Source organism: Vibrio campbellii CAIM 519 = NBRC 15631 = ATCC 25920 (assembly GCF_002163755.1).
Classification (GTDB): Bacteria; Pseudomonadota; Gammaproteobacteria; order Enterobacterales; family Vibrionaceae; genus Vibrio; species Vibrio campbellii.
This window is the reverse complement of the sequence record NZ_CP015863.1, coordinates 2,366,085-2,379,587: the sequence shown is the minus strand read 5'-3', so window position 1 is coordinate 2,379,587 and position 13,503 is coordinate 2,366,085. Positions and strand designations below refer to the sequence as shown.

The following is a 13,503-nucleotide window of genomic DNA, read 5'->3' as shown; positions in this document are numbered from 1 at the left end:
CTTTTTGAAGCTGCTTTTTTATTTTCAGCCCTAAACCACCTACTTCAGTAGGTGGTTATCATCCGTTTCGGCTTTGCCTGTAAAACTACTCATGCTAAATGCGTCTTTGATTTTTCCAGAAGTCAAAGAGGACAAATAACATGAGTAGATACAATCAAGCTTCCCACGTATTTTGGCGATGTCAATATCATATAGTGTGGACTCCAAAGTATCGATTTAGGATCTTGAAGAACAATATAGGTAAAGAAGTTTATCGATGTATTTATGTTTACTGTAATCAACTTGGATGTGAAGTAGTAGAGTTAAATATACAAGTTGACCACGTGCATTTAGTAGTAAAGATTCCACCAAAGCTATCGATATCCAAGTTGATGGGGGTATTGAAAGGCAAAATAGCCTTAAAGCTATTTAGTAAGTTTCCTCATCTCAGGAAGAACAGGCTTTGGGGTAATCACTTTTGGCAAAGAGGCTATTTTGTCGATAGTGTAGGAATCAATGAAGAAATCATACGCCGATATGTAAGACACCAAGAGAAGCAAGAGCGAGTAGAGCAGCACCAGTTGGCGTTGGATTAAACAAAGGCCCCCTTTTAGGGGGCTCACACAAAGCCACCTTCTTTAGAAGGTGGTAATTTACTGCCTGCCGCAACCACTTAGCGAGCTCATTTTGCTCAATAACCTTGCTTTTTACTGGTGTTTAGCATTTGTTGTTTAGGGTATAGTCAGCGTCTAAAACAATAATTCCCCAATTATGCAACGATAATTTAACGATATGTATGTGGGAGAAGTAAAGTCAACAAGTGAGAAGAAGCAACATGGCAGACAAAGATTTTAAAGAACCTTATAATATTTTTTACTTTCTAGGTTTCATTGCAGTCCTTTTGATCCCAACTTTACCTGCAACGCTAACTTGGATTCGCGTAATGAACGGTTACGCAGGTTTTTAATCGAACGATTGTCTACTGGAGTCCACTATTCTTATTAAGCGTTACTTTTTCAATATTGCTGGTGGACTCTGCATGATGCTCGGCATTGCCGGTATCGTCCTTCCTCTATTACCCACAACACCGTTTATTCTTCTCGCTAGCGCTTGCTTTATGCGTGGTAGCCCTGCGTTTCATCGTTGGTTGCATGATCACAATACATTTGGCCCTATGCTGGAAAATTGGCACAAAAACCGCGCTGTCACGCGCAAGGTAAAACAACGTGGTGCGTTCTTCATCGTGCTGAGTTTCACCGTTTCTATCATTGTTGCGCCCATTACTTGGGTGAAAATTGCGCTTTTAGTGATGCTAATCGTTTTACTGAGTTGGTTTATACGTCTGCCTGTGACTGAGTTGGTTGCTGACAGGGAAGAAAATCACTAAGATTGTAGAGAATAGTGTGCCCGCTCTTCGAGTGGGCGTTTGTATTTTCAGCGTCTGTGACTTCGATTCAATTGAGCTCATAGCGCTGAAAACCTATTGTTTGTTGCCCTCATATATACTGCGATAAGAACAGAGGGTGATGAGCCAATCTAAGTAAATCGGTATTATGACTACAGAAACAATTTCACTGATCAGATCTAGCATCAAAAGCATTCAAGATTACCCAAAACCAGGCATTCTTTTCCGCGACGTAACTAGCCTTCTTGAAGACGCAAAAGCGTACCAAGCAACGATTAACCTACTGGTTGAGCGATACAAAGACATGGGCTTTACAAAAGTGGTTGGTACAGAAGCGCGTGGTTTCCTATTTGGTGCACCTCTAGCACTTGAACTCGGTGTTGGCTTTGTTCCTGTGCGTAAGCCAGGTAAATTGCCTCGCCCTACAATCGCTCAATCTTACGAGCTTGAGTACGGTGTTGATACGCTAGAAATTCATACCGATGCAATCGTAGAAGGCGATAAAGTATTGGTTGTTGACGATCTGCTAGCAACTGGCGGCACAATTGAAGCAACAACAAAACTGATCCGCCAATTAGGTGGTGAGGTAGAGCACGCTGCTTTCGTTATCAACCTACCAGAAATTGGTGGTGATAAGCGCCTAGAAGGTCTAGGTCTGAACGTATACAGCATTTGCGAGTTTGAAGGACACTAATACATTCAATGAGTTATTTAGCTTTAGCGCGAAAATGGCGTCCTAACAAGTTTGATCAAGTCGTCGGGCAGAACCATGTCCTGACGGCTCTAGAGAACGCGTTAGCGCAAAATCGCTTACACCATGCGTACCTATTTAGCGGTACGCGAGGCGTTGGTAAAACGTCGATTGGCCGACTGTTTGCTAAGGGCCTGAACTGTGAAACGGGGATTACTGCCAACCCTTGTGGTGAGTGTGATACCTGTCGTGAGATTGATGAAGGTCGCTTTGTTGACCTATTAGAGATCGATGCAGCTTCTCGTACTAAAGTTGAAGACACTCGTGAATTGTTAGACAACGTTCAATACAAACCTGCTCGTGGACGTTTTAAAGTGTACCTCATCGATGAGGTACACATGCTTTCGCGTCACTCTTTCAATGCGCTGTTAAAAACGTTGGAAGAGCCGCCAGAGTATGTGAAGTTCTTGTTGGCTACGACGGATCCACAAAAACTGCCAGTGACGATTTTGTCGCGCTGTTTGCAGTTCCACCTCAAGCCAATCAGTGTTGATGATATTCATCAGCAACTTGACCATATTCTGGAAAATGAACAAGTTTCTGCAGAAGCAAGAGCACTTGGCATGATCTCGCACGCTGCAGATGGCAGTATGCGTGATGCACTTAGCCTTACTGACCAAGCTATCGCCCTAGGCAACGGTACGATTCAAACCGATATCGTAAGCCATATGCTTGGGACGATCGATACAGACCAAGCGATTCACTTGCTGGAATCGATCAGCAGTAAGCAACCTCAACAGGCGATGGACAAAATCCAGCAACTTGCATCAAACGGTGTGGAGTGGGATGGATTGTTACAACAATTGGCATCGCAGCTTCATCGTGTCGCGATGTATCAAGCTCTGCCATCGACCTTGGATCAGGCTCAACCTGATGCTGAAAAAATCGAATTATTGAGTAAAGCTCTAACGCCGCAAGATGTTCAGCTTTACTACCAAATTGCTTTAAAAGGGCGTGAAGATCTGACGTTGTCACCTAATGGTCGCGTCGGCATGGAAATGATTGTATTGCGTATGATGGCATTCCGCCCATCAGCCGGTAACGGTGCAAACGTAATTTCGACGTCATCACAGCCACAAGTCGCGCCAGCTGCGAGTACGAGTCAGCCAAAAGCGGCTCCACAGCTGCCATCTCAACAGACTTCATCGCAACAGCAACCAGTGTCTCAAGCGCCTGCACAGCAAATGCAAAGTCGCCCAATGACATCGGCACCGCAACAACAAGCCGTATCTCAGCCAACGAGCCAGTCAGCGGCCCATAATCCAGTTACGATGAATGAGGCGCCACAGTACCAGCCTGAATATCAGGGCGGATACGACATGGCTCCACAATATGATGTGGCACCACCAATAAGTGAGAACCCTGCGCCAACGCAGCAAGCTCCTCAACAGGCTCAGCCACAAGAAATTGCGCCGGCACCAGCTCGCAGTAACTTGAGCGGCCTGCGCCACCAATTACGCTCACAGCGCCAGGGGCAGCAACAGCAACAACAAGCACCTGGACAAAGTGGTGGTCCAAAAAAGTCTAACGCGACATCTGCACAAAAAGAATCGGTTATTGACCGTCTAGCGCAATTGCATGGCAATTCCTCGCAGGTGTCGCCTAAGTCTGCTCCTCAAGCTGAAAAACAAGCTCCAGAGGATGAAGCGTACCGTTGGCGACCAACCAAACCGGTTGAAAAGAAAGCCAATACGCAATTGACACCTACGCAGCTCAAGCAAGCGCTAGAGCACGAAAAGACGCCAGAAATGGCGCAAAAACTGGTTGATGAATCACTAGAGAAAAGCGAGTGGGCGAACCTGATTAGCAAGATGGAGACACCTAAGTTGGTTGAACAACTTGCATTAAACTCGCATTTCAACAAAGAAGGCTCGACAGTTTCGCTACAATTAAGAGGCAGTCAGGCACACTTGAACACCGACAGAGCGCAAAGTGAGCTGCACAGTGCACTGAACCATGTGTTGGGTGAAGAGTGTCATCTGAGTATTGATGTTAGCGAAAGTGGTGAGACACCACTAGAGTTGAGAGATAGACTCTACCAAGAGAAATTACAGCAAGCGCTGAACAGTTTAGAAAACGATCCACACGTTCAGTTCATCGAACGTCGATTCGCTGCAGAGCTTGATAAAGATAGTGTACGCCCTATCTAAAAATTGAACGGAATGGGGTTGAAAACCCAAAATGACAACCCCATTAACAGATGCAACACCTAATTAAACCAGAGAGATAAACATGTTTGGTAAAGGCGGTATGGGCAACCTAATGAAGCAAGCCCAGCAAATGCAAGATCGCATGCAAAAGCTTCAAGAAGAAATCGCGAATATGGAAGTAACTGGCGAGTCTGGTGCTGGTCTAGTTAAAGTTACAATCACTGGTAGTCACAGTGTGCGTCGTGTAGAAATCGATGAAAGTCTGATGGAAGACGACAAAGAGATGCTAGAAGATCTTATCGCTGCAGCATTCAACGATGCAGCACGTCGCGTTGAAGAAACTCAAAAAGAGAAAATGGCTTCGGTAACTGGCGGTATGCAACTACCACCAGGCATGAAAATGCCATTCTAATCTGCTGAATTCTAACTAAGCGGATTTTCAATGCGTACCAGTCATATGCTGGAACAATTGATGGAGGCCTTACGTTGTCTACCTGGGGTTGGCCCCAAGTCGGCGCAGCGTATGGCCTTTCATTTGTTACAGCGTGATAGAAAAGGCGGTCTGCAACTGGCAGACGCGCTTAGCCAAGCAATGACAGAAATTGGCCATTGCACCGAGTGTCGTACTTTCACTGAAGAAGAAGTTTGTCATATTTGTACTAACCCAAAACGCCAAGAAAATGGTCAAATTTGTGTGGTAGAAAGTCCGGCAGACATCGCAGCAGTAGAAGCAACGGGTCAATACTCGGGTCGATACTTTGTACTGATGGGACATTTATCACCGTTGGACGGAATTGGTCCAAGTGATATTGGTCTTGATGTTCTTGACTACCGTCTGCGCCGAGGTGATATCTCTGAGGTGATTCTCGCTACCAACCCAACGGTAGAAGGGGAAGCGACGGCTCATTACATCGCAGAACTTTGTAAAGAACACCAAGTCGACGCCAGCCGCATCGCACATGGTGTACCTGTAGGTGGTGAGCTTGAACTCGTAGATGGGACAACCTTGTCACACTCACTCTTAGGTCGACACAAGATTTAATAAAAAAGCCGCTGAATTCAGCGGCTTTTTTGATCTTGCGGTTATGAGAAGCAATTAGTCACTCAAAATCTCGACACCGTGCAAGTTCAAGCCTAGGACATTGTGGCAAGCGCGATCAATCAAAAGCATAACTCTCTTGTTTTGTGCTTGAGCGGTTGCAACTGCCGAGAACATATCGTGGGATGTTTCAGCACTATTAGGTTGATAAGTGAATTTTTTTTCACTGTTAGATACAGCACAAGGAGTTTGTGGAGTTTCATTAACGTGAACCGACATTTTATGCCCTCCATCCCAATACCTAGCTACTTTATCGATGGTGAATGGACCATACCATTTTTGTCCATCCCCCGCATTTGTTTGAGCTATACCGTTACAAGAAAGTAATGCGCAAAATACGCCTAATAGTATTTTTTTCATATTTCTAGCCATGTTTGTATTTGAATTTATTATCATATTTGCATCATCTATAAAACAAAGCAAAATATTAATTTTTTTGTATTTTTTGAGGTGTAAGTCTAAGTTTTTATAAAATCAATTTCATTCATTTTTGGGGTTTATTATATTGCTCGTATTTATGTTTGTTGAGTTGTAGATGTGTTGATGACCAAAAATATATGGTTTTTTGTTTTTTTTATAATGCTAATTGTCATTAGTTTTACCTTATTTTCCTTACAGAAGGATAAGTCTTCAGATCGTTATGAGAGTAAAAAAACTCTTACTTTTGATAAGAAGATAAAGATAGGTTCAATTGAGAACATTGAAAATCAAATTTCAATAAAGATGTTAAGAGCAGAATTATTGAAAGATTCAACGGTTGGAAATTCTTTAGATATACCTTCAAACTCTATTGATGAACGAATTACTAATTTAGAAAAAAATATATCAGAATTATCTAATTAAAAGGCAGTGAAATGAAAAGTTGGCTTGGTTTAATAATTGTAGGTTTATCTACGCCAGCGATATCTCAAACGATAGGTACCTTACCCGGAGAGTTATCGATAGATAAAGGTGTTGCGTATTATCAAATACCGCTTACCTTCCCAAGTGGTAAAGGAGGTATTACTCCGAGTTTGGCGGTAAGTTATTCGAGCTCAGGGCCAGCAAGGTCGACTCTTGGGGCTGGGTTTGTACTTAATGGCTTATCCTCGATAAAAAGATGTGGTGACCATCAAGCGATCGAAGGGGGAACGAGTTCCGTAACTTATAGCTTAGCTGATAACTTTTGCTTGAATGGTACACGCTTAATCGGCACTGAGGGCGTAATTGGCAAGGATGGTTCTAAATACCGCTTACACATAGACAGTCAGTCAAAAATTACCTTGAATGGCGATTCAAGTACGCTGACAAGCTACTTCGTAAAGCATGACAAGAATGGGGCTGTTGAAGAATATCGTTATAACAGCCTTTCTAAGAGCTGGTTATTAAGTTCATATAAAAGCAATCCAAATTCCGAGAGTATCGCCTATAACTATGATGATTTAGGTCAAATCTCATCGATATCTTACGATTCTTTTAACATTGCCTTTAATTACAGTCTTGTCAATAAGGTTGTTCCCACAAAACATTTTAAGATGGATGGGAGAGTTCAGACTTCTGAGTCAAACTTAGTTAGAATTGATATTAATGTAAATAATAAACTCAAAAATTATTATCAACTGAGCTACAAAGAGATAACGGAAAATATCGGTACTTCATTTATTGATAATATTAAATATTGTAATGCGGCGGGTAGTTGTTTGCCTGCCACCAAATTTTATTGGAAGGCGACTAAAAGCCCGGTGAAAGGTCAGATATTCTTTGGTGAGAACATCGCCAATATTGATTTTTCTCATTGGGGGAAAAGCACGATCCCTAGTGATTGGGGTAATTCCAATCGTAGTTGGTGGGTTGATATTGATGGGAATAACATCGGAGATTTCTGTAAGACGGATACCCATGGCTTGACTTGTAATATGGATGTTTCTCAATCCAATGTGGCCCGTACCTACAATATCAGTAAGTGGGGAGATGAACATAGTCACTGGTGGTTAGATATTAACGCTGATAGCAAAGCTGAGTTTTGTCGTATTGATAATGGCAAATTACTTTGCGACGCTTTTCTTTCAAATAATACAACGGCACAGCATTCTTGGGATATATCGAACTCAGGGATGAAGAACTTTCGTTGGTGGAAGGATATGAATGGTAATGGCGTGCCAGAGTATTGCCGTCGTATCGGCGACGAGCTTTTGTGTAGTGAACCGAAAGAAGACGGTATGTGGACTGATTCAGTGCACGTCCGTGGTATCGAGTGGGGGCAAGCCAAAGACACTTATTGGGCCGATATAAATGGTGATGGTGGTAGCGAACTCTGTTTTGTGAAAGGTAAAACGATTAAATGTACTTCCTTCTCGGGTAAAGACTTACTTCAAAAGAATATCGGTTATCCAATCAGCTCTATCAGTGAACCTGACTCTCGTTGGTGGGTTGATGTGAACGGAGATGGCGCCAGTGATTTCTGTCGCATGACGGACAACGACGCAGGTCAAGCTGTAAATTTGACATGCTCCCTTGGTTCTATCGGAACATTAGACAAATTTGAAGATGATTTTGTGCTACTGAAGAACCAGCACTGGATGGGAGAGTTAGGTAGTTCTGACAAACGGTGGTGGCTTGACTTGGATCAGGACGGTGTTACCGACTTTTGTCGTGGTGTGGGTAACAAAGTAAAGTGCATCAACATTTACAAACATCAGTATGAATTTGATGTTGATAATTGGGGGAGTGGCTTTAACTCGTTCATGGATTTGAACCAAGACGGTAGATTTGAACTCTGTAAAAAGAAATCTAACCGCCTAGAGTGTCAAACTGCAGCTCAAAGCAACCATGCTCCATTATTGCTCGAAAAAGTAACCAACGGTTTAGGGCACACTTCTTCGGTATGGTTTGGACCATACGGCAATCATACGCCTAATGTCTCTTTTGAGTCTGATAACTCTGGTCTTTTTAATTTGCCAGGCTCCTTCCCCGTTGCTTATCGTCTTGAAACCGACAACGGATATGGAAAAAACAACTACTTATTTCAGTATGGCCCAGCAAAGCGTTCGAAGGATGGTTTAGCGCGAAACGGTTTTGAATGGATTCGTCAAAAAAGCTTCGTCAATGGCAAAAATACCTCAAACCAAGAGTTTCAGTTTAATACACAGTTTCCTTACTCTGGCACATTGAAAAAGCAAACGGACTATGTTGCTAATGGGCAGAAGTGGGTAAATGATTGTGGTGACTGTAGTACCAATGATTTTTGGAACTTTAGAGAGCTTAATAAAAAATCCGAAGCCGAATTTGAATTTGAGACGCTTCAAACAGAACTAAGCTCAACGCAAATCGTCAAGAGCCTCCAACAACTCCATTCTTCGGCAGAGAGATACCTAACTGGCTATAAGCTTGTTGAGCACAAGGGGAAAAAATACGCAGCAGATGCGGATAAATTTGTTCCTGTTGGAGGCTCTCCAATGATGCCAATTATGATTCCTTCCACACAGTTTTCTTTGGTTGAAGAACAAACAACGGCGCTAGAAAATCAAATACCAGTTTGGTCTATGACACCAGTCTCAGATGACTTGAATAGCGAATTATCAGAATTGTCCGGTCAAGCGACATTTGTGAAGGCGATCACCTTACAGGAATATGATGAGATCATCGAATGGGTTGAGGCACCAATAACGGGCAGTACGTTCGCGTACTACACCTCAAAACGAAAGAATTCACAATACTCTGAGAGTGGTGAGTTATTGAGTACAGTTATCGTCGAGCAGAGTGATGTCGATGCATTCCTCAATGTAGGTAATATAACAACGACGACGACAGGGCTAAACCCTATTACTGGAGAAAGTGATACTTTCGTAGAAATTACTGAAAACAAGTATGTCAACAAAATAGGTGCTTGGTTAATTGGACTCCTCGACTCGACCAAAACAACTTACATCCATAGTGACGGTAGTAGGATCTCTCAAGAGGCGACGTTTAAATATGACAATGAAACTGGCCTATTACTCGAGCATACGATATTACCGAATACACCTTATTCATTGACTACTGTCAAAGAACGAGATGGCTACGGCATCGTTACCAAAGAGAGTATTACGGCGACCAATGGAGGTCAGTTAGAAACTCGCTCGACTTTATTTAAGCATTCTTACCTTGGAAACACGGTTACCACAGAAGTAACCAATCAAGCTGGACATGTTTCTTCTCAGACGGTTGACTTATTGTCAGGCGTGGTCGTGAAAGTAGATGAAAATGGCCTGTCGACCTCGACAACACTGGATGGTTTTGGCCGAGAGGCTGAGATAGCCGTAACGAACACTTCTGTACAATCTGAGATAAGTCGCTTACCTGCAGCAGACAGCCGTTGCTTATTCGATGTTAGTAAGGCGAGTTACTGTGTCATCAACCAATCAAACAACTCTGGCAAAAAGATTAGTTTCTTTGATTTCTTAGAGCGAGAAGTGAGAAGAGCTTCCTTATCGGTAAATGGTAAGTGGGTTTTTGTTGACTCAGAGTACGATGCATTTGGTAATTTAGTCTCTGCTTCAAAGCCTTATTATCAAGGTGATATCCCTCAGTATATCGTCACTCAGTATGACAACTCGGGCAGAGTCATTTCGATAAAAGAACCTGGACCAGCAGGTAAAGAGGACAGCTGGATCTCTTATTCTTACAGTCCATTTACAGTTACTAAAACAGACGCTAAAGGCCGCACTTCTAAAACCTATACGAATGTATTGGGCTGGGAGTTAGAGAAGCAGGAGCCTAATGGTGGCAAAGTTACCTATGACTTCTACGCCAACGGTATGTTGAAGTCTGCTATTGCATCAGAAGGAGAAACAGTTCGTACCGAGTATAATATTCAAGGTAATAAGTCTTTAGTTGATGATCCTGATTTAGGGGTGTGGAGCTATCAATACGATGGTTTTGGTCAACTCGTTCAACAAACGGATTCAAAAGGCCAAAGTACCTACTTTACCTACGACAAACTAGGCCGAAAAATCTTTGAGATTGTTGAGTCGAAAGTTAAACAAGGTGAGGAAGAAGTAACACAGTCAACAACTAAATCATGGGTTTATGACCGAGCGGACGGACGAGTTTGGTTGGGAGGCCTTTTAAAAGCGAAAGTTGAAGGAGAACTTGTTAAAAATTTCTTCTACAACGATTTAGGCTTATTAGAGCGTGAAGAAACGATCACTTCGGAACATACTTTTGCCCGAGATCTAGAGTATGACGGCAACGGACAGTTAATTCGAGAGCATCGGCCTAACAACTTCACTCTAAACTACAAGCGAGATCCGTTAACCGGTATCAATACGGAAGTTTGGGGAGATATTTCGCAAGCTCAAGTTAATTACACGGCTGATGAGTATCGTAATGTAATTGAACCTCTCATTAATGAGGCTCTAAACAAAGCGAGTGACTACTTAGTAAAAATTAAAGACCTTCAAGAGCAGCAATTCTTCTACAAACGACGCAAAGATGAGTACCAGGCGCTCAAAGATCAGCTTATCTCTTTCGATGGTGAGGCTGAGACTGAGGCGTTTGCTCGTCAGATGATGGCAGAGTTGTACACTAGACCATTGCAGATGTTTATCAACGAGTTTGGTGAACGCTACTTCAAAGTATCACCGAGAACAGTCATTGTTTCCGGAAGTGGATTAATCCCTGTTGTACAGCAGCCTAAATTTCATCTTAAAGTGGAAGGTAACCTATTAAGAGAGGTGAGTCTTGAGGAATGGGCTGCTATTGAATCAGGGTTAGTCAATCAACATCAAATTGCTTACTACGGTAACTATTCTGATGATGGGAGCATAAGTTTAGCGACCTTTGATCTGGAAAGGGATCACCCCTTGTATGATCAAAGAATGCGTCAAATGTTTGATGAGCTTAATTCGCTTTCTGAAGAGGTTGATAGACTCGAATATGTTAAAGATGCAACAGAGGAGCGCGTAAATAGTTACCTGCTTGCGGCAGAGCAACTGGTTAAACTTGTTAAGCAAGTAAAACTAGTCTCACAAAAATACCAAAGTTTGGCTCAGCAATCTGAGGATGAGTCAGATGCGTTGAGCTCGCTGAAAGATGACAATCCTGATGCTGGACGAATTTCGTACTGGAAGCTCAATGATATGGACGCTGAAGGTCGAATAACGTCAGAGGTTTTGGGGAATGGCTTGGTTAATAGCTTCGATTATCACGAGAGCAATGGCCAGTTACTCAATATTTATACAAGACAGGGTTCCAAACTGATACGTGGCGTTCACTACACCTACGACAGAATGGATAACGTTCAAAGTCGCCGTGACCTTGTAAATGATATTCAAGAAAACTTCTATTACGACGATCAAGATCGATTAACGGATTATCATTTATTTGGTGTCGGCGGAGCGCATGCTGAGAACCCGTTATTTAATAAAAAATATTCGATGTCTTATGCATCGAATGGCAACATCAAATATAAGTCTGACGTCGGTCACTATATTTACGCAGACCCTCTACACAAGCATGCTGTCACCCAAGCTGGGGAGAACATTTATCGCTATGATGCGAATGGAAATATGCTGTCTGGCGGCGGGAGAAAAATTGAATGGACTGGCTTTAACAAGCCTTCTCGAATTCAACAAGATCAAGGCTGGGTTGATTTTAAATATGATGAGTCGAATCAACGGGTCAGCAAGCACAGTAGCGATGGGAGCACAACGTGGTATCTCGGTAAGTTTTATGAGCTAAAAGAACTTGCATCTGGAGATATGCTACAAACTCAATACATTTATGCTGCTAATGGTCTAGTCGCTGTAAATGTCAACTCGTTGAAGACTGATGGACAAGGCAATTACGCATCCGTAGATCGTCAAATTCGCTACAGCCACACAGACGCGCTTAAATCAGTAGATATGGTCACTGATATGTGGGGCAACATTGTCGACCGTAAGCTCTATGACCCTTGGGGCAAAGAAAGAGCCTTTGCATGGAAGAATGACAGTGTGTCGCTACCACAACCCGTATTGCTGAATCGTGCATTTACAGGGCATGAGATGCTGAATGAGGTTGACCTAATTCATATGAATGGCCGCTTGTATGATTCAACGTTAGCTCGTTTTATAAGTGCGGATGTTTACATTCAGGCACCTGATAACAGTCAGTCATTCAATCGATACAGTTATGTTCTGAATAACCCTCTTAAATACAACGATCCTTCTGGTCACTTCTTTAAGAGAATTAGAAAAGAACTCAAACGTCAATGGAATGATGTACGTGAATTTACCTCTCGCTACTCAAGAGAGATAGTCGGTATCTTAACTGGGATCGTAGTTACCGTAGCAAGTGGTGGTATGTATAGCGTGTTACTGGCTGACGCGGGTGCAAGTTTCTTTTCTGCAGGTTCCCTTACCAATGCTATTGCTGCCGGAGCTCTCGGTGGCGCTACAGGCGGGGCTGTTAGTGGGGGAATTATCAGTGAGAGCTGGGCTGGCGTTGGTAAAGGTGCAGCTATTGGTGCAATCACTGGTGCAATAGGTGGCTATAACGGCTTTAAGCCAACAAAAAGTTTTGCCGATGCTGCTACAAAAGTCAGTGTTGCTGCCGCTGGTGGCTGTGCTACAGGTGAGATCGCGGGTGGTTCATGTGAAAAAGGTGCGAAATTTGCCGCATTATCACAAGTTGTCGTGCTTAGCTTTGAGTACATGAAAAATGTTACGGATCGCTACAAGTTAAGGTCTTGTGAAGTTCGAGGTTCAAATTCAGTTTGCAAATATAATGTAGATGGAGACTTACTTACGGATGGTACTCGTGGATCAACAACTGTATGGGAAAAAGAGCCAATTCGTACGAAGTGGTTTACCGAGGCTGGTATGGCAAGTGAGGCTTCGGGAAAACATATGTATCAAGAAAATGGATTAATTGGCCGATTTATAAACAAGGTGTCTAAAGTTCATGACTACTTTAACTCTGATGTATCGAGGTTATTTGGTTTTCATGGATATGACCATGTAACTGGACTGTGGATCGAGGCCGGAACGATACACAACCATTTGTTCCAAGCCTATAGTTTCTCAGGAATGCTGCCTGCCGCTATATTTACAGGAGGCGCACTAGTCGCACCATATCCTATCTATCCTTATTCACAATTAGGAGATTAGGAAAAGACAAA

The 13,503-nt window shown here is 42.8% G+C and carries 10 protein-coding genes; 9 read left to right on the top strand and 1 reads right to left on the bottom strand.

What is annotated here, in order from left to right; all coding sequences use genetic code 11:
• Positions 1-140 precede the first annotated feature (140 nt).
• From tnpA to recR, 7 genes are all read left to right on the top strand, one after another.
• A complete protein-coding gene (tnpA, locus tag A8140_RS11385; RefSeq protein ID WP_033007908.1) occupies positions 141-575 on the top strand; it encodes an IS200/IS605 family transposase in 435 nt (144 codons plus the stop codon).
• A gap of 239 nt (positions 576-814) precedes the next feature.
• Positions 815-946, top strand: a complete 132-nt coding sequence (locus A8140_RS25825) for a hypothetical protein (protein WP_005432936.1) — start codon at positions 815-817, stop codon at positions 944-946.
• 15 nt (positions 947-961) lie between these two features.
• Positions 962-1,366: a YbaN family protein gene (locus A8140_RS11375; protein WP_033000735.1), complete on the top strand. Its 405-nt coding sequence runs from the start codon at positions 962-964 to the stop codon at positions 1,364-1,366.
• Positions 1,367-1,532: 166 nt separating this feature from the next.
• Positions 1,533-2,078 carry an adenine phosphoribosyltransferase gene (gene apt / locus A8140_RS11370; RefSeq protein ID WP_005432901.1) on the top strand — a complete coding sequence of 182 codons (546 nt, stop codon included), beginning with the start codon at positions 1,533-1,535 and terminating at the stop codon, positions 2,076-2,078.
• An 8-nt stretch (positions 2,079-2,086) separates the two neighbouring features.
• On the top strand, positions 2,087-4,285 hold the full coding sequence (dnaX, locus tag A8140_RS11365) for a DNA polymerase III subunit gamma/tau (protein ID WP_005536793.1): 2,199 nt from the start codon (positions 2,087-2,089) through the stop codon (positions 4,283-4,285).
• An 82-nt stretch (positions 4,286-4,367) separates the two neighbouring features.
• Complete coding sequence (locus tag A8140_RS11360) at positions 4,368-4,697, top strand: YbaB/EbfC family nucleoid-associated protein (protein ID WP_005432961.1); 330 nt, start codon at positions 4,368-4,370, stop codon at positions 4,695-4,697.
• Between the two features lie 30 nt (positions 4,698-4,727).
• The gene (recR, locus tag A8140_RS11355) at positions 4,728-5,327 is read left to right on the top strand and encodes a recombination mediator RecR (RefSeq protein WP_005452082.1); all 600 of its coding nucleotides are present in this window, start codon (positions 4,728-4,730) and stop codon (positions 5,325-5,327) included.
• A gap of 54 nt (positions 5,328-5,381) precedes the next feature.
• Here recR and A8140_RS25145 read toward each other — a convergent pair whose 3' ends face one another.
• Positions 5,382-5,744 carry a hypothetical protein gene (locus tag A8140_RS25145; protein ID WP_152429122.1) on the bottom strand — a complete coding sequence of 121 codons (363 nt, stop codon included), beginning with the start codon at positions 5,742-5,744 and terminating at the stop codon, positions 5,382-5,384.
• Positions 5,745-5,927: 183 nt separating this feature from the next.
• Between A8140_RS25145 and A8140_RS11345 the strand changes: the two genes are divergently transcribed.
• Both A8140_RS11345 and A8140_RS11340 read left to right on the top strand, forming a co-directional pair.
• The gene (locus tag A8140_RS11345) at positions 5,928-6,227 is read left to right on the top strand and encodes a hypothetical protein (protein WP_038863049.1); all 300 of its coding nucleotides are present in this window, start codon (positions 5,928-5,930) and stop codon (positions 6,225-6,227) included.
• 11 nt (positions 6,228-6,238) lie between these two features.
• A complete protein-coding gene (locus A8140_RS11340; protein WP_033000230.1) occupies positions 6,239-13,492 on the top strand; it encodes an RHS repeat domain-containing protein in 7,254 nt (2,417 codons plus the stop codon).
• Positions 13,493-13,503: the final 11 nt, after the last annotated feature.

Coding starts and splice junctions, on each gene's coding strand:
- A8140_RS25145 (WP_152429122.1), bottom strand. CDS start 5,744: ATGAAAAAAATACTATTAGGCGTATTTTGCGCATTACTTTCTTGTAAC.
- dnaX (WP_005536793.1), top strand. CDS start 2,087: ATGAGTTATTTAGCTTTAGCGCGAAAATGGCGTCCTAACAAGTTTGAT.
- A8140_RS11345 (WP_038863049.1), top strand. CDS start 5,928: ATGACCAAAAATATATGGTTTTTTGTTTTTTTTATAATGCTAATTGTC.
- tnpA (WP_033007908.1), top strand. CDS start 141: ATGAGTAGATACAATCAAGCTTCCCACGTATTTTGGCGATGTCAATAT.
- recR (WP_005452082.1), top strand. CDS start 4,728: ATGCGTACCAGTCATATGCTGGAACAATTGATGGAGGCCTTACGTTGT.
- A8140_RS25825 (WP_005432936.1), top strand. CDS start 815: ATGGCAGACAAAGATTTTAAAGAACCTTATAATATTTTTTACTTTCTA.
- A8140_RS11340 (WP_033000230.1), top strand. CDS start 6,239: ATGAAAAGTTGGCTTGGTTTAATAATTGTAGGTTTATCTACGCCAGCG.
- apt (WP_005432901.1), top strand. CDS start 1,533: ATGACTACAGAAACAATTTCACTGATCAGATCTAGCATCAAAAGCATT.
- A8140_RS11360 (WP_005432961.1), top strand. CDS start 4,368: ATGTTTGGTAAAGGCGGTATGGGCAACCTAATGAAGCAAGCCCAGCAA.